Annotated in this window: 15 protein-coding genes; 8 read left to right on the forward strand and 7 right to left on the reverse strand. The window is 36.4% G+C overall.

Going from position 1 to position 20131, the window contains the following annotated elements; translation table 11 throughout:
* Positions 1-19 precede the first annotated feature (19 nt).
* The 5 genes from PXC01_RS15780 to PXC01_RS15800 all read left to right on the forward strand — a co-directional run bounded on the left by PXC01_RS15780 (position 20) and on the right by PXC01_RS15800 (position 5792).
* Positions 20-598, forward strand: coding sequence for an O-methyltransferase (locus tag PXC01_RS15780; RefSeq protein ID WP_276473253.1), 579 nt, complete (start codon positions 20-22; stop codon positions 596-598).
* A 63-nt stretch (positions 599-661) separates the two neighbouring features.
* Entirely contained in the window at positions 662-1180 is a 519-nt protein-coding gene (ilvN, locus tag PXC01_RS15785) for an acetolactate synthase small subunit (protein ID WP_276473254.1), read from the forward strand.
* 39 nt (positions 1181-1219) lie between these two features.
* Positions 1220-2695 carry a ketol-acid reductoisomerase gene (ilvC, locus tag PXC01_RS15790; protein ID WP_276473255.1) on the forward strand — a complete coding sequence of 492 codons (1476 nt, stop codon included), beginning with the start codon at positions 1220-1222 and terminating at the stop codon, positions 2693-2695.
* Positions 2696-2848: 153 nt separating this feature from the next.
* On the forward strand, positions 2849-4114 hold the full coding sequence (gene ilvA / locus PXC01_RS15795; protein ID WP_276473256.1) for a threonine ammonia-lyase: 1266 nt from the start codon (positions 2849-2851) through the stop codon (positions 4112-4114).
* 91 nt (positions 4115-4205) lie between these two features.
* Entirely contained in the window at positions 4206-5792 is a 1587-nt protein-coding gene (locus PXC01_RS15800) for an NADP-dependent glyceraldehyde-3-phosphate dehydrogenase (protein WP_276473257.1), read from the forward strand.
* Positions 5793-5827: 35 nt separating this feature from the next.
* On the opposite strand, the gene PXC01_RS15805 is transcribed toward PXC01_RS15800, so the two are convergent.
* Entirely contained in the window at positions 5828-6466 is a 639-nt protein-coding gene (locus tag PXC01_RS15805; RefSeq protein ID WP_276473258.1) for a tetratricopeptide repeat protein, read from the reverse strand.
* Between the two features lie 109 nt (positions 6467-6575).
* Positions 6576-8729 (reverse strand): TonB-dependent receptor, encoded by a 2154-nt coding sequence (locus PXC01_RS15810; protein WP_276473259.1) that lies wholly within the window; start codon positions 8727-8729, stop codon positions 6576-6578.
* 254 nt (positions 8730-8983) lie between these two features.
* Here PXC01_RS15810 and PXC01_RS15815 point away from each other — a divergent pair, with 254 nt between their 5' ends.
* Positions 8984-10183 carry an MFS transporter gene (locus PXC01_RS15815; RefSeq protein ID WP_276473260.1) on the forward strand — a complete coding sequence of 400 codons (1200 nt, stop codon included), beginning with the start codon at positions 8984-8986 and terminating at the stop codon, positions 10181-10183.
* A gap of 205 nt (positions 10184-10388) precedes the next feature.
* Positions 10389-11657: a serine hydrolase domain-containing protein gene (locus tag PXC01_RS15820; protein WP_276473261.1), complete on the forward strand. Its 1269-nt coding sequence runs from the start codon at positions 10389-10391 to the stop codon at positions 11655-11657.
* A 76-nt stretch (positions 11658-11733) separates the two neighbouring features.
* Here PXC01_RS15820 and leuB read toward each other — a convergent pair whose 3' ends face one another.
* The 4 genes from leuB to leuC all read right to left on the reverse strand — a co-directional run bounded on the left by leuB (position 11734) and on the right by leuC (position 16566).
* Positions 11734-12789 (reverse strand): 3-isopropylmalate dehydrogenase, encoded by a 1056-nt coding sequence (leuB, locus tag PXC01_RS15825; protein WP_276473262.1) that lies wholly within the window; start codon positions 12787-12789, stop codon positions 11734-11736.
* Between the two features lie 75 nt (positions 12790-12864).
* Entirely contained in the window at positions 12865-14382 is a 1518-nt protein-coding gene (locus PXC01_RS15830; protein ID WP_276473263.1) for an alpha-isopropylmalate synthase regulatory domain-containing protein, read from the reverse strand.
* Between the two features lie 85 nt (positions 14383-14467).
* Entirely contained in the window at positions 14468-15064 is a 597-nt protein-coding gene (leuD, locus tag PXC01_RS15835) for a 3-isopropylmalate dehydratase small subunit (RefSeq protein WP_276473264.1), read from the reverse strand.
* An 83-nt stretch (positions 15065-15147) separates the two neighbouring features.
* Complete coding sequence (gene leuC, locus PXC01_RS15840) at positions 15148-16566, reverse strand: 3-isopropylmalate dehydratase large subunit (RefSeq protein WP_276473265.1); 1419 nt, start codon at positions 16564-16566, stop codon at positions 15148-15150.
* A gap of 201 nt (positions 16567-16767) precedes the next feature.
* On the opposite strand from leuC, the gene PXC01_RS15845 reads away from it, so the two are divergent.
* On the forward strand, positions 16768-17958 hold the full coding sequence (locus tag PXC01_RS15845) for a hypothetical protein (RefSeq protein WP_276473266.1): 1191 nt from the start codon (positions 16768-16770) through the stop codon (positions 17956-17958).
* Here PXC01_RS15845 and recG read toward each other — a convergent pair.
* Positions 17951-20056, reverse strand: coding sequence for an ATP-dependent DNA helicase RecG (recG, locus tag PXC01_RS15850; RefSeq protein ID WP_276473267.1), 2106 nt, complete (start codon positions 20054-20056; stop codon positions 17951-17953). The two genes, PXC01_RS15845 and recG, sit on opposite strands and share 8 nt — an antisense overlap.
* Positions 20057-20131: the final 75 nt, after the last annotated feature.

Here is a 20131-nt window from a genome sequence, read left to right on the forward strand (position 1 = left end):
CGTCGACGTCGGTACAGTTATGAACGATACTAACATACAGGATATTCCAAAAATACATTTGGAAATTACCCGTAAATCAGAAGAAATCGGGTTTACGATGCCTTCGGATCTGTATGTAGGTAGTTTTTTAAAAACGCTAATTGCTTCTAAACCAAAAGGTAAATTTTTGGAATTAGGAACCGGTATCGGTCTTAGTCTTTCTTGGATGATAGAGGGTATGGATGATGATTCAAAATTGATTTCAGTGGATAATGATCCAGAGTTGATTTCAATTGCATCTAATTACTTTGGTGAAGACACTAGGGTCAAGGTAATATGTAAAGATGGGTCTGATTGGATTACGGAGTATACAGGTGCCAAATTCGATTTGATCTTTGCCGATGCATGGCCAGGAAAGTATAGTGAAATAGATGAGGTTTTAGATTTGTTGAACGTGGGCGGGTTCTACATTATAGATGATATGACCAAACAGCCCAATTGGCCAGAGGGTCATGAAGATAATGTAATTGAATTGACCGCGTATTTGGAACAGCGAGAAGATTTGCAATTGACCAAGATGAATTGGTCTACTGGCTTAATAATGGCCGTTAAGAAATAGTAAAGATTAATTATAATGACACCATAAAGTCCTTTTGTAAAAAGGAATAGGTAATTAAAGCTTATGGAAAATAAATGGTTTACAATATCGGTATATTCAGAAAATAACGTTGGATTACTGAATAGAATATCAGGTATATTTTTAAAGAGACATATCAATATAGAAAGTTTAAACGTCTCTAAGTCAGAGATTGACGATGTATCTAAATTTACGATCGTAGCTCATACAACTGAAAAATGGGTACACAATATCGTCGGTCAAATAGAGAAACAAATAGAGGTAATAAAAGCATATTACCATACTGATGATGAAACCATTTATCAAGAATCGGCTTTGTTCAAAATAGCATCGGGGCTTTTGTTCGACGAGCGTCAAATTCAGAACATTATTAAGGATAATAATGCTCAGATCGTAACAGTATCAAGAGATTTCTTTGTTATTGCAAAAAGTGGTAGAAGAAGTGAAATTGATGAAATGCACGATCAATTAAAGCCTTATGGAATTATGCAGTTTGTACGCTCTGGTCGTATTTCCGTTACTAAGGATGAAATGAAAATTTCTTCAATATTAAAAGAATTTTAAATAAAGAATAAAACAATAATCAAATAAAGTAAATACAAAATGGCCAATTATTTTAATACACTATCATTAAGGGATAAGTTAACGCAACTTGGAAAATGCCGCTTCATGGATTCGTCTGAGTTTGCAGATGGTGTAAATGCTTTAAAAGGCAAAAAAATTGTAATCGTAGGTTGTGGTGCACAAGGTTTAAACCAAGGTTTGAACATGAGAGATTCCGGTTTGGATATTTCTTACACGTTGCGTGATGCTGCTATAAAAGAAAAAAGACAATCTTTTGTTAATGCAACGGAGAACGGTTTTAACGTGGGTACGTATGAAGAATTGATACCTACTGCCGATGTTGTGATCAACCTTACACCGGACAAACAGCATACCGCTGTAGTTGGTGCGGTAATGCCATTAATGAAAAAAGGGGCTACCCTTTCTTATTCTCATGGTTTTAATATTGTGGAAGAAGGTACTCAGGTACGTAAAGATTTAACCGTTATCATGGTTGCACCAAAGAGTCCTGGTTCTGAAGTTAGAGAAGAATATAAAAGAGGTTTCGGTGTACCTACATTAATTGCTGTTCACCCGGAAAATGATCCGGAAGGCAAAGGTTTAGCGCAGGCTAAAGCATATGCTGCGGGTACTGGTGGACATAGAGCAGGTGTTCTGGAGTCTTCTTTTGTTGCTGAGGTAAAATCAGATTTAATGGGTGAGCAAACTATTCTTTGTGGTCTGCTACAAACTGGTTCTATACTTTGTTTTGATAAAATGGTTGAGAAAGGTATTGATGCCGGTTATGCTTCTAAATTGATACAATACGGTTGGGAAACTATAACAGAGGGTATGAAGTATGGTGGTATTACCCATATGATGGACCGTCTTTCAAATCCTGCCAAAGTAAAGGCGTTTGAACTATCTGAAGAATTAAAAGATATTATGCGTCCGTTGTTCCAAAAGCATATGGATGATATTATGACCGGTCATTTCTCAAAGACAATGATGGAAGACTGGGCAAATGATGATAAGAATTTGTTGACCTGGAGAGCGGCAACGGGCGAAACTGCATTTGAGAAAACACCAGCAGGTAACCAAGAGATTACCGAGCAAGAATTTTATGATAACGGCGTATTAATGGTTGCTATGGTAAGAGCAGGTGTAGAACTTGCTTTTGAGGCTATGACAGAATCTGGTATTATTGCCGAGTCTGCATACTATGAGTCTTTACATGAAACGCCATTAATTGCAAATACTATTGCACGTAAGAAATTGTTCGAGATGAACCGTGTTATTTCAGATACTGCAGAATATGGTTGCTACTTGTTCGATCACGCATGTAAGCCGTTGTTAACTGACTTTATGAAGAATATTGACATTGATGTTATTGGTACGAATTTTTCTGGCGATATTGAAAATGACGTTGATAATGCCCAGTTGATCGCTATTAACAAAGCATTGCGTACGCATCCGGTAGAGATTGTTGGTACACGTTTACGTGAGTCAATGACAGCTATGAAGCCTATCGTATAGACTTAAAAAAATTCATAGATATACTAATTGTCCGGTTGAGTGTATTCTTAAAAATTGTAACCCTTTTTGGTAGAGCAATTTTAAAGGAACTGCCCTTAAGCGGACAATTTAGTTTTTATTTCAGCTCTAAAACAATAGTAACAAACAAATAACATGAAAGGGACCAAGCCAGCATATTTTCCGGTATTAGATGATGTTTTGCAGGCAGCACAGACTATTTCTGAAATTTCAGAAGTTACACCGTTAACTGAAAGTATAAGATTGTCAAAGAAATTTAATTGTCAGGTACGTCTAAAACGCGAAGATCTACAGCGCGTTCGGTCTTATAAGATTAGAGGTGCATTTAATAAAATAAGTTCTTTAACGGAAGAGGAAAGAATTAAAGGAGTTATTTGCGCAAGTGCCGGTAATCATGCCCAAGGTGTTGCTTTTGCTTGCTGTCATTTAAAGATTAAGGGTACTATTTATATGCCATCGGTTACACCAAAACAGAAAGTGGAACAAACCAAGCTTTTTGGTGGCAAATGGGTAGAAGTGGTTTTGGAAGGCGATACGTTTGACGATTCATCATTTGCAGCTAAAATACATGGTGACCAAACTGGTAAAATATTTGTACATCCATTTGACGACCCTAAAATTATTGAAGGCCAAGCTACAGTTGGTCTAGAATTAATTGAACAGGCAAAAGAACCCATAGATTATCTTTTTGTCTGTATAGGCGGTGGTGGTCTGGCATCTGGACTTATAAGTGTTTTTAGCCAGCTTTCGCCTAGTACCAAGATAATAGGGGTAGAGCCTAAAGGTGCTCCTTCCATGAAAACAGCTATTGAATCTGGTGAAGTAATTTCCCTTAATCATATTGATAAATTCATAGACGGGGCGGCGGTTAAGAAAGTTGGCAGTTTAACTTATTCGATCTGTAACTACTACTTGGATAATATGATTACCGTAGATGAAGGGAAAGCATGCCAGACTATTTTAGATCTTTATAATAGAGATGCCATAGTGGTAGAACCTGCGGGCGCATTATCCATAGCTGCATTAGATGATTATAAAGCGGAAATCGCTGGCAAAAATGTGGTCTGTATTGTTGGTGGAAGTAATAATGACATAACTAGAACAGCTGAGATAAAAGAACGGGCTTTATTATATGCCAAATTAAAGCATTACTTCATAATTCGCTTTCCTCAACGCCCCGGAGCATTAAAAGAGTTTGTGGTAGACATTTTAGGACCTAATGATGACATTACCCATTTTGAGTATTCCAAAAAATCAAGTAGGGAGAATGCACCGGCAGTTGTAGGTATAGAATTAAAACACCCAGATGATTTACAACCATTGATCGAGCGTATGAAAAATAACAATTTCTATGGCGATTATATAAATGATAAACCAGATTTGTTTGAATATTTGGTTTAAACTACTTTTAGTTTATCAGATTCAATTTCTTTCTTTTATAGAAATCAATCTGTACTACAATTATCAATCATAGTGCAAAATAGAAAATGAAATGAGCGATATTAAAATTCCAGAAGAATATCAAATTACATCAACTATAGACCAAAAACAGTATTTGGTCAACGGAGAACTAAAAGAATGGAAAGGAGACATTACAAATGTGTATTCTACAATTTCTTCAACTAAAGAATACAAGCCAACATTATTGGGCAGTATTCCTGATTTGCAAGAAGCAGAGGCTTTAGATGCCCTAGACGGTGCTCTGCAAGCGTATGACAAAGGTCAAGGTGTCTGGCCTACCATGCACGTAAAAGATCGTATTGAATGTATGGAAGTTTTCGTTTCAAAGATGAAAACGAAAAGAGAAGAGGTAGTGAAACTTTTAATGTGGGAAATTGGTAAGTCGTTACCAGATTCCCAAAAGGAGTTTGATAGAACGGTAGAGTATATTGAAGATACTATTGAAGATTATAAGCAATTGGATCGTGATGCTGCCAAATTTACAAAGCATGATGGTGTGTACGCGCATATTAAGAGAGGACCTTTAGGGGTTGTTTTATGTTTGGGACCATACAACTATCCGCTGAACGAAACATTTGCATTGTTGATCCCTGCAATTATAATGGGGAATACCACCATTTTCAAACCTGCTAAACACGGTGTTCTGTTGATAACACCACTTTTAGAGGCTTTTCAAACAAGCTTTCCTAAAGGTGTAGTAAATGTATTGTTCGGTCGTGGTAGAACGGTTGCCGCACCCATTATGCAAACCGGTAAGGTAGATGTACTTGCCTTAATAGGTAACAGTAAATCTGCCAATGCTTTACAGGACCAGCATCCTAAAAGCAATAGATTGCGTTTAGTCTTAGGTTTAGAGGCTAAAAACCCTGCAATAATATTACCGGATGCCGATTTAGATTTGACCATTAACGAATGCTTGGCAGGTACGTTGTCGTTTAACGGTCAACGTTGCACCGCATTAAAAGTGGTGTATGTTCACCAAGAAATTAGTGCCGAGTTCAATAAGAATTTTGCAAAGAAAGTAGATGAGTTGAAATTTGGAAACCCTTGGGAAGAAGGGGTTAAATTAACTCCGTTGCCAGAACCCGATAAGGCGGCGTATATTCAAGGTTTAATTGACGATGCGCTTTCTAAAGGTGCTAAGATCATTAATAAAAAAGGCGGTCAACATTTTGATAATTACATTTGGCCAGCAGTGCTATATCCTGTGACCAAAGAAATGCGCGTGTATCAAGAAGAGCAATTTGGTCCTATAATACCTATTGTACCATTTTCTGATATTGAAGAGCCTTTGGATGATATGGCTGAAAGCAATTATGGGCAACAAGTAAGTTTGTTCGGTAAAGATGTATATGCACTTTCTCCGTTAATAGACACTTTGGTGAATTTGGTCTGTCGTGTTAATTTGAACAGCTCTTGCCAAAGGGGTCCGGATGTTTATCCGTTTACCGGAAGAAAAGACTCTGCCCAGGCAACCTTAAGTGTACATGATGCTTTACGCTCGTTTTCAATAAGAACTTTCGTTGCTTTTAAAGACAATGAATTGAATACTGAAATTATTGAAAATCTATTAGAAGCTAAACTTTCTAATTTTGTAAGCACAGACTATATATTGTAATAGTCTATTATTAAGACCTTAAAAAACCTCTCCTATTATTTAGGGGAGGTTTCTTTTTTGCAATTGTTGCTAATTTCTTTTGCTCTTTCTATACCTGAATACGGGTAGTACGGTATTGCCTGTTCTTCTGCTTCAAATAAATCTATTGCGCGTTCAATATCTTCACAGTAAGGGGCTGTAGATTTACCAAAGAATTTGGCCGTTCCCATATCCCATTCGGTCTTACCTAATAATACTCTAGGGTTATTAGGTGCTATAGCTTGTGCTTTTTGGTAGATGGCCACATTTTCACCTGATAAGGTCATGCCATATTTTGCACCATCAAAAGCAATATATGCAGTATTTAAAAGGGCATATGAAATCATAATTTCCGGGTTGTCTTTTGATATAGCCGATGCGCTATCCAAAAATTCTTTTGCCCTTGTTAATTTAGTGTTCAATAATGCTTCATCTTTTAGACCAAAACTGCTTATTATTTCAATTAGTCCTACATAATAAGAGGGTAGCCAATTATCTTTTTCTACAGATGCAATTCTTTCAAATAGCTGAGCGGCCTCCGTGTTTTTTTGTTGCTCCCATAATGAAAAGGCTTTATTCATTCCTTTCTCGTAAGGAGTTTGTGCGGTTAAGCTAAGAGTGAAAATTAATGTGGCAATTAATACTACTGATTTCATGGTATATAGATTTATACGTTAATTATTGTTGTTCAAATATCTTTTTAATCTCCTGGTTTAAATAAAATAGATGACCGAGTTGTTAGTTATTTGTAGTGAATTGTTATTTCTAGAGCTGATCAAGTTGATTGTCGTTTTTGTTGTCACTGATCGTCCAAAAGAAACCTATAAAAAAGAAGCGGTCTGCCGCTGGTGTAATTGTTCTTCTGTTGAACACGCCATCCATATTTGGTTGATCGGCGTATTGGTATCCGTTTACATTTTTGGTTCCTAATACGTTACTTACAGACAGATATAAGATTTTCTGTGGGCTGATCAAGTAGGCATAGTTGACATTTAACGAATTGAAACTTTTAGCTTGTTCGGTTAAAAAACCTCCTTTATTTGGATCTGTATAAGTTCTACCGGATGCATAGTTGTAGCTCAGGCCTAATTGACTTTTCCAATCTTCTATCCATCGCTTTACAACCAAAGATGCATTGTGTTTAGATGCAAAATCCGGAGTGGCACTTGTTAGATAGTTTTGATAGTCCCTTTTCGTATCTAAGTAAGAGTAAGACATCCAGTACTCTGTATTTTTAATAGTTTTATTATCTCTCCAGAATATATCCAACCCTTTTGCAAAACCACTTCCGGTATTATTAAAAGTAGAAGTTGGCAATACAAACAGAGTATCATATTTGACCAGATTTCCGTAATTTTTATAATACGCTTCTGCTCTAAATATTTGTTTGTTTTTGGAATATTGATAGTTGGCAATGTAATGCGTTGTGTTCTCAGCTTTAAAATCAGAATTAAATTTTAAGTACTGGTTCGTGGGGTTTTGAAAAAATTCACCATACGCCAATGAGAATTGTGAATTTTCACCAGCCTTATAGGCTAATGATAGTCTTGGTGATAGGGTAAACTCTTGCAGTAGCTCAGAGTGTTCACCTCTTAGTCCTACCTTGGCGGCAAATTTTTTAGAGAAAAATACATCTGTTTCTATAAAGCTGCTAAAAATATTATTATTGAACTTAAATTTGTTGGCAAAACTGGAATCTTGGTAGTCCTCTTTAAAATTGGTCAGAAAATATTCTGCTCCAAAATTTAATTTATAGCGGCTAGAAAAGTATTTTTTAAACACAAGTTTTAAATGTGCCGAGTTTTCTATGTCTGTAATGTTCGCTTCATTTAATTTAATTACGGAACGATCCCTGGCAAAACTAACACCGGTATGTATACTCCAGTCTTTTTTCATAAAGTCTTGATATGAGGCGTTTATGTATAGATTCTCATTTTTTAATCCAAAACGAACCCCATCGGCTACATTAATGTCTTCTTGAGTTAAGTCAAAATCGGCAGAGCTATATGCGCCATAAACTTTTAACAATCCTTCATTATTGAACTTATATCTGTATACGGCTTCACCACCTATAGATTCTACGGGTTTGTGCCATTCATTATTATCAGGATACAGTTTCTGATAAGGAGCCAAATTAATGTAAGATGTATTTAAACTAAGGGAACTTTTTTTCCATTTTTGAGTATTACCTAATCCTAGACCAACGGTCATAACTGAAATTTCGGTTTTTTCTTCCTGAGGTTGGTCAATACTATTTAAAAGTAGAACGCTTGATAAGGCCTGTCCATATTCTGCCGAATAACCACCGGTAGAAAAAGCTATGCCCTTAAATAGAAAAGGCGATAGTCTGCCCCTTACCGGAATATTATTTGCAGAAGGGGAGTAGGGCGTAAAAACACGCATACCGTCCACAAAAATTTGAGTTTCCTCTGCACCACCACCTCTAACGAACAGTCTGCCATCTTCTGCAACATTAGAAGTACCCGGTAGTGTTTGTAAAGCTCCCACAAAATCTCCAAGTGCACCTGCCGTAGTTACAATATCCAGAGGTTTTAACGCAGTTACCTTGGCATTATCACCAGCATTGAAAGTTCCGGCGTTAACCGTTACCGCATCCAATGCATTTACATCATCCTTTAATTTAATGGTGATATTCTTAAAATTACCGATTTCGGCAGTTTTTGAATAGGTTTCAAAGGAAATAAATGATGCGATCAATGTCTGTATACCTGTAGATGTTGTTTCAAATGAAAAAGTACCGTCATCTGTAGTGGCAGTGCCGTCATAAGTTCCGTTCAAATAAACATTAGCTCCTATTATGGGAACGCCCTGTTGGTCAATAATTTTCCCTGAAATTGTGGATTGGCCAAATAAATTGTAACAGAAGAATGTAAGTAACAAGAATAAATTCGTCTTCATTATTGATTATATTTTTTTGATTGATATCACAAATATGAATCGTAAACGAAGGTTTAAATAAAATGGCTTTCCCAATTGTAGAATTGCTATCCTGAATTGCACAAATTAGCTAATGGTTGCTATTTTAGAAGGTTAATTATTTACATAAATATGGTAATTAATGCGTGTTTTAACCCGTATTATGGTTTTAACTTTGCCTTTATAAATTGATTGAGAACGTATAGTATATATGTTAAACTTAAAATTTATAAGTTATGGATGCTATAAAATCAAATAAGAAAGCATTATTTGCTTTAGCTATTGGTGGTTTTGGAATAGGACTTACCGAATTTGTTATCATGGGAATTTTGACCGAAGTTTCTGGGTCATTAGGAATAACAATTCCGCAGGCCGGTCACTTTATTGCAGCTTATGCATTGGGCGTTGTAGTAGGTGCTCCATTATTAACAGGCTTAGGTTCTAAACTTACGCCTAAGAAAATGCTGTTCTTATTAATGATATGGTTTACAGTATTTAATACCTTGTCCGGTCTTGCCTCTGGGTATACCAGTTTGTTGTTTATGAGATTTTTATCTGGTATTCCACATGGTGCTTTTTTTGGTATCGGTGCCGTTGTAGCTACAAAATTGGCTAGAAACGGGAAAGCGGCTCAAGCAATATCTATAATGTTTTCTGGTCTTACAGTTGCAAATGTAATAGGAGTGCCCATTGGTACTTATTTAGGGCAACAGTTTAGCTGGAGTGTTTCTTTCTACTTAGTAGGTTTTGTTGGTTTATTGGCTTTAGGAAGCATTTACTTTTGGATGCCAAAAATTGAAGTTGAAGCGGCAGAAGAGAAAGTCAGCGTTTCTAAAGGATTGAAAAATACAGAGCTTTGGGCATTGATTGCGCTGACAACTATTGGTACGGGCGGGTTCTTTGCATGGTACAGTTATGTAGCTCCATTAATTACTGATGTTGCCGGTTTGCCTAACCATTTTGTTGGGTATGCTATGATGTTGGCCGGTTTAGGTATGGTTGTAGGTAATTTTTTAGGTGCGAAGATGGCAGAGTTATTTTCTCCATTGAAAGCAGTAATCGTCAGTTTATCGGTAATGAGTGGTATTCTTATTTTAAACATGTTTTTAGCAACCAATCCATATTTATTAATGGCACTTACATTTATTATTGGGGCGATATCCTTTACTGTGGCAACCCCAATTCAGATGGCTATAATAAACACATCTAAAGGTTCTGAGATGTTGGGTTCTTCTATGAACCAAAGCGCATTTAACATGGGTAATGCTTCTGGTGCTTACTTGGCCGGATTACCTATTGCATTTGGCTACGGAATTATTTACTCTAGTTTAGTAGGCGCTATTTTGGCATTCTCAGGCGTGGTCATTGCCGTTGCTATTTTGATTGTTAGAAAGAGAAAGGAAATAAAATATAGAAAAATGGCGATGAGCTGTTAATGGTTTATTTTCAATATAATTTAATAGAGGAACTAAAGAAACAAGTTCCTCTTTTTTTTGTTGGAATATTTAAACGGAGCTAATATGTGTTTTTCTTTTTACCTTATAGTCAGTCCGTTTGGATGTTAAAATTTTTAATTTCTGCAGTTCATCGGTAATTTTCTTGATTTTAGCACGTTGTAAAAGAACCAAAACTTACAATGCTGTGTCACGTACCAAACTATTTCTTGGAGCCGTTATGATGGTTCTTTTACTCTTTGTTCTTACGGCTTCTTCTTTTAGACCAGAACATTCCAAAGCTATTATTACTGATGCCAATGCCATTAAGGCACTGGCAGAGAAAAGGGAAATCAAAATATATAACATACGGCAAAAAGCGCTGAAAGATGCGTTATCAGATTACTTTAATGAAGCTATCAACTCTGGCGATATTGTTGGTGCCGGTGTCAGTATTGTTAATGGAGATTCGGTTATTCTTTCTGACGGATTTGGAAAAAGAAAATATAATGGTAATGAACTTGTTGATGGAGAAACCTTATTTAGGTTAGGATCAATTTCAAAAGGATTTACAGGTGTTTTAGCAGCTAACTTGGCAAGTGAAGGTAAATTACATTTAGATGATAAAGTTGCCGATTTTTTGCCGAATTTTCATTTTGGAGATCAACGTAATACAGAGAAAATTGAAGTGGCTCATTTACTTTCCCATACTACAGGTACGCCGTATCATAGTTATACGGATTTGGTAGAGGCAGGTTATACGATGTCATCTATCAGTGAGAAATTCTATAAAATAAAACCAATAGCTGCACCTGGGACACAGTATAGTTACCAAAATGCAATGTTTTCCGTATCACAAGAAGTAATGCTAAAAGCAACAGGGAAAGATATTAAGACCTTGTTGACGGATAAGTTCTTTGAACCATTAGGTATGAATTCTGTTTCTATGGATCATAAAACATTAATCAATACAGAAAATATTGCTTTGCCGCACGTAAGACGAGGGCATAGGTGGAGAACGGTTTTACCAAGGGATAATTATTATAACGCAATTGCCGCTGGCGGAATTAATGCAAACTCAGAGGATATGGCAAAATGGATGCGATTTCTATTAGGTCACAATCCTGATGTAATGTCCAAAGATGCTATGGCACAAGTATTTAAACCTTTTGTTGAATTAAAAGGACATCACAAGTATTATCAAAGATGGCCGGGACATGTGAGTTCTGGTTACGGATTGGGATGGAGAATACATACGGTTAAAGAAAATGATAAAGCACCAGAGGAAATTATTTGGCACCATGGAGGTAGTGTAAACAACTATAGAAATGAAATTGCTCTCTTTCCTGAATCTGATTTAGGTATTTGTGTGTTGATCAACGGACCTTCAAAATTGGTGAAGACCGTTATACCGGATTTAAGGGCTATCGTAAAAAGTATTTACGAACAAGAAATTACAATGGCAACAAGTATATAGGTGAACTATAATAATGTGATATAAAAAAAATCCCTTTAATCAATGATTAAAGGGATTTTCATTTTAAGTACATTTCTTAAATGTTGCTGGCCAACCAATCGCCAACTTCACTTGTTTTATAACTTTTTCCACCTTCAGCTAAATCTTCGGTGACATAACCTTCTGCCAAAGATTTGTTCACTACGCGTCTAATTTCTTCGGCTTCTTCTGTCATATTCATATCTTCAAAAAGCATGGCTGCAGAAAGTACCGTTGCCAATGGGTTGGCAATATCCTTACCTGCCGCTTGGGGATATGATCCATGTATTGGCTCATATAATGAAACTTTACTACCAACCGATGAAGATGGCATTAACCCCATAGATCCTGCAATTACAGAAGCTTCGTCCGTTAGAATATCTCCAAATAAGTTTGCCGTAATGATTACATCGTATCCTTTTGGCCATTGAATTAAACGCATTGCTACTGCATCTATAAATTCATAAGTAACCTCTACTTCCGGATAGTCTTTTTCCATTGCTTGTACAGTCTCTCTCCAAAGTCTAGATGATTCCAATACATTTGCCTTATCTACACAGCATAATTTTTTAGAACGCTTCATAGCAAATTCAAAGCCCTTTTTAGCTAATCTTTCTATTTCAAAACGTTGGTAGGTCATGGTGTCAAATGCAGTATTGCCATTATCTTTTCTACCACGTTCCCCAAAATAAACTCCTCCGGTCAATTCTCTTAGGATAATTAAATCCGTTCCTTCTATACGATCTCTCTTTAAAGGAGATTTGTCTATCAATGAAGGAAATGTAAATGTTGGTCTAACGTTAGCAAATAAGCCTAATTTTTGTCTCATTTTCAACAATCCCTGTTCTGGACGTACTTTTGCAGTTGGGTCATTGTCAAAACGGGGATGACCTATAGCACCGAATAAAACAGCATCTGCATTTGCACAAATTTCGTGGGTTTCATCTGGGTAAGGCTCTCCAACGGCATCAATAGCTGCCGCACCGGTAAGTGCTGGCTGCCAAGTGATATGGTGCTCATATTTTTTAGCAATGGCATCACATACCTTTACTGCTTGATCAATAACTTCAGGACCGATACCATCACCGGCCAATAAGGCAATATTTAATTTCATGGTTTAATCGCTTTTCGCTTTGCGCTATGCGCACCACGCAATACTTTAATGGTATTACGTTTTTGCTGTTTATTATTAAATTATATTCAACATTTTCTCGGTAGCTTTTATAGCACTAACCGTTTGGTCAGAATCCAATCCTCTTGAGGTGAATTCTTTTCCGTTCAATTCCCAAGTGATCACTGTTTCGCACAAGGCATCAGAAGTACTGCCAGGGGGAATTCTAACTGCGTAATCCGTTAATTTAGGTAATGCTATCTTCTTTGCTAGGTATACTTTTTTCAGGGCGTTCATGAAAGCATCGTACTGTCCGTCACCTTGCGCATGGGCTTCAATAACTTTACCATCTATTTCGACAGATAGCGTAGTAGAAGGCATTAATCCCATGGCATGTGTTAATACATATGACTTTATAAAAACTTTCTGTTTATAATCCGCAGTGTCCAAAACATCGGAAATAATGAAAGGAAGGTCATCTTTGGTAACACGTTCCTTTTTGTCGCCTAGCTCTATAATTCTGGCAGTTACTTTTTTTAACTCATCATTGTTCAGAGTTAGGCCAAGTTCTTGTAGGTTTTTCTGTATGTTGGCCTTACCGGACATTTTGCCTAGGGCATATTTGCGTTTTCTGCCAAAACGTTCTGGCATAAGTTCGCTAAAGTATAAATTGTTTTTACTATCACCATCGGCATGAATACCGGCAGTTTGGGTAAATACATTGTCTCCTACAATAGGTTTGTTCGCCGGTATGGTAAACCCTGTAAATGCTGAAACCAATTTACTTACCTTGTAAAGCGATGTCTCGTTAACATTGATTTCAACTTCCGGTAGAAAATCGTTGATAACGGCTACGGCGCTTGCCATAGGTGCATTACCGGCACGTTCTCCCATGCCGTTTACAGTTAAGTGTAGACCATGACAACCTGCTTTTACAGCTTCCATGATATTGGCTACGCCTAAGTCATAATCATTATGTCCATGAAAATCGAAATGGAGCTTTGGAAATTTTTGTATGATTTCGGATAAATACGAGTAGGTTTCTGTATGTGTTAAAATACCTAAAGTGTCCGGTAATAGAATCCTTTTTACGTTCTGGGTAGAAAGAAATTCTAAAAACTCAAAAACATATTCTTTTGAATTTCGCATTCCATTGCTCCAATCCTCCAAATAGATGTTATTGATGATACCTTTTTCAGTGGCCTGTTTAAATATTTCCGCTATTTCAGAAAAGTGTTGCTCGGGTGTTTTTTTTAATTGATACTTTAGATGGTTCATGGAACCTTTGGTCAACAAGTTCTGGGATATTGCTCCAGATTTTTGCATCCAATCCAAAGAAATACCGCCATCTACGAAAGTTAAAACTTCTACACGTTCAAGAAAACCTTTTTCCGCAGCCCATGTAGTAATCTTTTGAACAGCATCTAGCTCTCCATCAGATACACGAGCAGATGCAATTTCTATTCGATCTACTTTTAGTTCTTCTAAAAGCAATTTTGCCAAGGTCAGTTTTTCCGATGCAGAAAAGGATACTCCAGAGGTTTGTTCACCATCCCTAAGGGTGGTATCCATTATTTCTAACTTTCTTTTTTTCATGTGATCTAATTGCCGTTTCATCTTATATCAGGAAACGGCAAATGGTTAGTTAACGTAAATGATGTTGGTACTTTGATTATTGAGGTTATAACGGAGTATTTTCCGCAAATGTCTCAATATCCTTTTTGATGTTCAATAAGTAATCAATATCATCAAAACCGTTCAACATGTTGTTTTTCTTGTAATCGTTAATGTCAAAAGACTCACTTTCACCCGTTGGCAATAATGTAATTTTTTGCTCAGGAAGGTTAATTTCCAATTGGGTAGAAGGGTCATTTTCTATAGCATCAAATATCTTTTGTAAAAAAGCAGCACTTACTTGAACCGGTAACACCCCTATATTTAGACAGTTACCTCTAAAAATATCTGCAAAGAAGCTAGATACTACACATCTAAATCCATAATCATAAACTGCCCATGCAGCGTGCTCACGAGAGGATCCTGAACCAAAGTTTTTTCCACCTACTAAAATTTTTCCACTGAATTTGTCCTGGTTAAGAACAAAATCTTCTTTCAGGGTATTGTCTTGATTGTATCTCCAGTCCCTAAAAAGATTATCACCGAAACCTACACGTTCTGTAGCTTTTAAGAATCTTGCCGGTATAATTTGATCTGTATCTACATTTTCAATTGGTAACGGTACTGCCGTTGATGTTAATATATTGAATTTATCGTATGCCATTTTTATTTACTTTTTTGTTGATAATTGTTCGTTGTTGGTGAGTTAGTTTATAATTGTTAAAATCAACAATTAACCAACAACCATTAACCAGCAACCATTTCTTCCATTAATTCCCTTGGGTCTGTTACTTTACCGGTTACGGCAGCCGCAGCAGCAACTAAAGGACTGGCCAACAAAGTTCTTGATCCAGGACCTTGTCTACCTTCAAAGTTTCTGTTAGATGTACTTACGGCCAGTTTACCGGCAGGTATCTTATCATCGTTCATTGCCAAACAAGCAGAACAACCAGGCTCACGAAGTTCAAAACCGGCTTCGGTCAAAATATCCAAGATGCCTTCTTCTTTAATGGCAGTTTCTACTTTGTGAGATCCAGGAACCAACCATGCGGTTACGTTATCCGCTTTTTTCTTTCCTTTTACTATAGATGCAAAAGCACGGAAATCTTCTATACGACCATTGGTACAACTTCCTAGGAAAACAAAATCAATAGGCTTGCCCATCATACTTTCACCTTCGTTGAAATCCATATATTTCAATGATTTTTGATATGTTGATGCACCACCTTGTACGGCATTTGCCATAGGTATATCATTTGATATTCCCATTCCCATACCTGGGTTGGTACCGTAGGTAATCATAGGTTCAATTAACGAACCATCAAAAGTCAATTCTTTATCGAAAATGGCATCTTCATCGGTATACAATGTTTCCCAATAAGCCATTGCCTTGTCCCAGTCTGCACCTTTTGGTGTAAACTCACGACCTTTTATATATTCAAACGTTTTTTCATCTGGAGCGATCATACCACCACGGGCACCCATTTCTATACTTAGGTTACAAACGGTCATACGACCTTCCATACTCATATCCCTAAATATTTCACCTGCATATTCTACAAAGTATCCAGTAGCCCCGGAAGTTGTTAATTGAGAGATAATGAATAAGGCAACATCTTTAGGAGTAACCCCTTTACTCATTTTTCCGTTAATATTGATACGCATTCTCTTTGGTTTAGGCTGCATAATACATTGTGTAGCCAATACCATTTCAACTTCAGATGTACCAATACCAAAGGCAATAGCACCAAAAGCACCGTGAGTAGAGGTGTGTGAATCTCCACAAACAATAGTTGCACCTGGTTGGGTAATCCCATATTCAGGGCCTACAACGTGTACAATACCGTTTTTAGCATGACCTAATCCCCAGTAAGAAATACCATACTCATTGGCATTTTCTTCTAGCATTTTTAATTGGTTTGCAGAAAGCGGATCGGCAACCGGTAAATGTTGGTTAATTGTTGGTGTATTATGATCGGCCGTTGCAAAAGTTTTCTCTGGATGCATAACAGGAATATTTCTATTCTTAATGCCTAGGAAAGCAACAGGACTGGTTACCTCATGTACCATATGTCTGTCAATGAACAGTACATCTGGACCATCTTGTATTTTATGTACTACGTGGGAATCCCACACTTTGTCAAATAATGTTTTTGTTGCGCTCATATTCTATATAATCTAAGTTCACAAATCTATTAAAATCAAGGATTTCTTGGAAATTAACACACTTGAAAATTACGATGTTCAACGGGAAATGTGTGATATTTTAACAGATGTATAGTACCGCTTATATAGGCAAAATGTCTTTTTGTCTAAAGTTTGTTTCAAAGTGTACCATACATCTTTTTTTAGTGTTAAATTTCTGACATGAAAAAACTGACCATAATAGTATTAGCCATTTTATTTATTTCTTGTAGTGATGATTCTGTTGATCCTATAATACCAGAAACTGTTGTTAAGGAAGAAGTTAAAGAGGAAGAAGTGGACCAAGAAGTTTCATTTCCTACCTTAGTTGCAATCAGCAAGAACTTTGGATATTATTATGCGATGAAGATAAATTCTTTTTCGGAAAATGTTGAAATAACAAATTTGTCCGAAACATTGGATTTAGGAAATTTTGGATCTTCAAATGTCAGTTTTTATGATGGTATTTTTACACATGGTTCATTAAATTATAATATGGATACAGGATATCAAGCTAAAATATCACAATTTAATTTTATTGAATCCAATACTTTTGTGTTAGATGGTTTTTGCGACCCTTTAAATCTTCCTGCTTCTAGTCAGGCTGATCTAAGCGGCTCTGAAGATTATTTTGTACATACCTACTTAAATTCTTTAAATAGTGTTAATGCACCTCTTTATTTGAATTCTTGGAATAATACGGATCAAAGTTGTAATGAGTTTTTATTAGGGAACGGACCACTTTATGATTCTAAATTATTTGGGAATTACTTGCTTGGTTTCAGGTTAAGAGAGGTGCAAGACGAGAATTTTACTTTAAATAGAGAATTATGGATAGTTGATTTAGATGGAAATCAAGAACCATTAATGTTTGAAATGGACTCAAGTTTCAATTTTGCAACCATAAACTCAGACACGCTTTACTTGACGTATATTAATGGCGACTATAAAGTATATGATATTAAGACAAATACATTGATTAATGAGGGTAATAATAATGTGTTTTCAGAGTATAATGGAAATTATATATTTAAAACTTCTTTTTCCGAAAATAAAATGGTTTTTTATAAACCTAGTTTAGAGTTCACTACTTTGTCTGCATTTACACCTATATTATTCAATTTTAGCGAAAATAAAATTGTTGATTTGAATGTTAAATTTGAAGAAATATTTACTCATTTAGTTGAGAAATACAATGAATCATATTCGGTAATTAATGTTTCTTTAGATTTTAAGAATGAAATGGTAATAATTGGGTGTGATAATTCTAGACCTGACGATATAGGTTTATTGGTCTATTGCGATTTTTATGGCAATATTTTAAGAGAAGTAGAATTGCCTTATTCACCAGATTTCGTCAATATAATTAGCTAATATAAGTCCAGATATTCTTATGCTTCACCAACTGGGCGTACATGTGTCTAATAATTAGATTCTCGGGTTTGCTTAGTGAAGGATCTTCTTTTAACAATTGTAATGCGTGGTAGCGAGCCGATTTTAAGATGTCGTTATCCTTTACGATATCAGCTATTTTAAGATTTAATAACCCACTTTGTTGGGTGCCCATAATATCACCAGGTCCGCGGAGTTTTAAATCTACTTCTGCAATTTCAAACCCATCATTAGTGGCTACCATGGTTTCCAGTCTTGTTTTTGCTTCTGTAGATAATTTATGACTTGTCATTAGTATACAAAAACTTTGATCTGCACCACGACCAACACGGCCACGTAATTGGTGTAGTTGCGATAAGCCAAACCGTTCTGCACTTTCAATTATCATAACCGATGCATTGGGAACATTAACCCCAACTTCTATAACTGTAGTGGCCACCATTATTTGAGTTTCTCCCTTTACAAAACGCTCCATTTCAAAGTCTTTGTCCGCCGGTTTCATTTGTCCATGAACAATTGAAATCTGATATTTTGGCTGAGGAAAATCACGTGCAATACTTTCATAGCCATCCATTAAATCTTTATAGTCCATGGCTTCAGACTCTTGAATTAAAGGATAGACCACATATATCTGTCTCCCTTTTTCAATTTCATCTCGTATAAAGCGAAATACCTTTAATCTGTTACCGTCATAGCGATGCACTGTTTTAATGGGTTTTCTACCGGGTGGTAATTCGTCTATTACTGAGATATCCAGATCACCATACAGACTCATGGCCAATGTTCTTGGTATGGGCGTTGCCGTCATGACCAGTATATGTGGCGGAAATTCATTCTTATGCCATAATTTGGAACGTTGGGCTACGCCAAACCTATGCTGCTCATCAATAATTGCAATTCCTAAATTCTTATATTTTACCTTATCCTCTAAAAGGGCATGGGTGCCAATAAGAATATTTAATTCTCCATTCTCTAATTGCTCGTGAATTGGTTTACGAGCCGATTTCTTAACGGAACCAGTGAGTAAAGCACAGGTGATTTCAGTACCTTCAAGTAACTCGGAGATGCCTTGAAAATGCTGGTTGGCAAGAATTTCCGTAGGCGCCATTAAACAGGCTTGAAATCCGTTGTCAATGGCCAACAACATGGTCATTACCGCAACTATGGTTTTTCCCGATCCTACATCGCCCTGCAATAATCTATTCATTTGGGCATTGCTGCCAAGGTCTGCCCGTATTTCTTTTATGACACGTTTTTGTGCTCCCGTTAATTCAAAGGGTAGTTTGTTGCTATAGAAGTCTTTAAAATATTCACCAACTTCAAGAAATGGAAATCCTTTAATCTTCTTCTTTCTAGAAACATTTTTTCCTATCAGTTGCAACTGTATATAAAAGAGCTCTTCAAATTTTAAACGCCATTGGGCCTTTGCCAATAATTCTTGGTTTTTTGGAAAATGTATATTGAACATTGCCTCGCTTTTGTTCAAAAGCTTTAGGTTATGTAGTAATTTATCGGAGAGGCTTTCCGTGAATTTACCATTGATTTCAATAAATAGCTGCTGCATCAATTTACTGATGACTTTATTGGTAATACCCTTGTTACTTAGCTTTTCTGTAGATGGGTATACGGGTTGCATATATACCTTTGTTCCTTGCTCATGGGATTTTAGCGGTTCCATCTCTGGGTGTGGCATTGAAAATGTACCGTTGTACCAGTTGCATTTTCCAAAAATGACATAAGGTACATTTAGTTTTAAATTCTCTCGTAACCACTTTTGACCACGAAACCAAACCAATTCTATTTCCCCGGTATCATCTTTAAAACGAGCTACTAAACGCGAACCTCTTTTTTGCTCTATTGTTTTTAAATGAACAATTTTCCCAATAATCTGAACATCGGCACTACTACGTTGTAACTGGTTAATTTTATAATATTGGGTTTTATCGATATAGCGATTAGGGAAAAGATTCAGCAAATCTTGATAAGTATGTACTCCTAATTCTGACTTTAATGTATCGGCCCTATTGGGACCGACACCTTTTAAGTACACAACTGGAGTTTGCAAGAAGTTTGCGTTCATGGCACTAAAATAGGTATAAGCCCCTTAATCCCCAAAGGGGCTAATATCATTACTGCTGTTATTAATACGGTTCTT

Source organism: Maribacter huludaoensis (assembly GCF_029350945.1).
In the GTDB taxonomy this organism is placed as follows: domain Bacteria; phylum Bacteroidota; class Bacteroidia; order Flavobacteriales; family Flavobacteriaceae; genus Maribacter; species Maribacter huludaoensis.

Excerpts from the sequence above, each read along its gene's own strand:
- PXC01_RS15830 (WP_276473263.1), bottom strand. The coding sequence starts at position 14,382 with ATGAAAAAAAGAAAGTTAGAAATAATGGATACCACCCTTAGGGATGGT.
- ilvA (WP_276473256.1), top strand. The coding sequence starts at position 2,849 with ATGAAAGGGACCAAGCCAGCATATTTTCCGGTATTAGATGATGTTTTG.
- recG (WP_276473267.1), bottom strand. The coding sequence starts at position 20,056 with ATGAACGCAAACTTCTTGCAAACTCCAGTTGTGTACTTAAAAGGTGTC.
- leuC (WP_276473265.1), bottom strand. The coding sequence starts at position 16,566 with ATGAGCGCAACAAAAACATTATTTGACAAAGTGTGGGATTCCCACGTA.
- PXC01_RS15805 (WP_276473258.1), bottom strand. The coding sequence starts at position 6,466 with ATGAAATCAGTAGTATTAATTGCCACATTAATTTTCACTCTTAGCTTA.
- leuD (WP_276473264.1), bottom strand. The coding sequence starts at position 15,064 with ATGGCATACGATAAATTCAATATATTAACATCAACGGCAGTACCGTTA.
- leuB (WP_276473262.1), bottom strand. The coding sequence starts at position 12,789 with ATGAAATTAAATATTGCCTTATTGGCCGGTGATGGTATCGGTCCTGAA.
- PXC01_RS15815 (WP_276473260.1), top strand. The coding sequence starts at position 8,984 with ATGGATGCTATAAAATCAAATAAGAAAGCATTATTTGCTTTAGCTATT.
- ilvN (WP_276473254.1), top strand. The coding sequence starts at position 662 with ATGGAAAATAAATGGTTTACAATATCGGTATATTCAGAAAATAACGTT.
- PXC01_RS15780 (WP_276473253.1), top strand. The coding sequence starts at position 20 with ATGAACGATACTAACATACAGGATATTCCAAAAATACATTTGGAAATT.
- ilvC (WP_276473255.1), top strand. The coding sequence starts at position 1,220 with ATGGCCAATTATTTTAATACACTATCATTAAGGGATAAGTTAACGCAA.
- PXC01_RS15845 (WP_276473266.1), top strand. The coding sequence starts at position 16,768 with ATGAAAAAACTGACCATAATAGTATTAGCCATTTTATTTATTTCTTGT.
- PXC01_RS15810 (WP_276473259.1), bottom strand. The coding sequence starts at position 8,729 with ATGAAGACGAATTTATTCTTGTTACTTACATTCTTCTGTTACAATTTA.
- PXC01_RS15800 (WP_276473257.1), top strand. The coding sequence starts at position 4,206 with ATGAGCGATATTAAAATTCCAGAAGAATATCAAATTACATCAACTATA.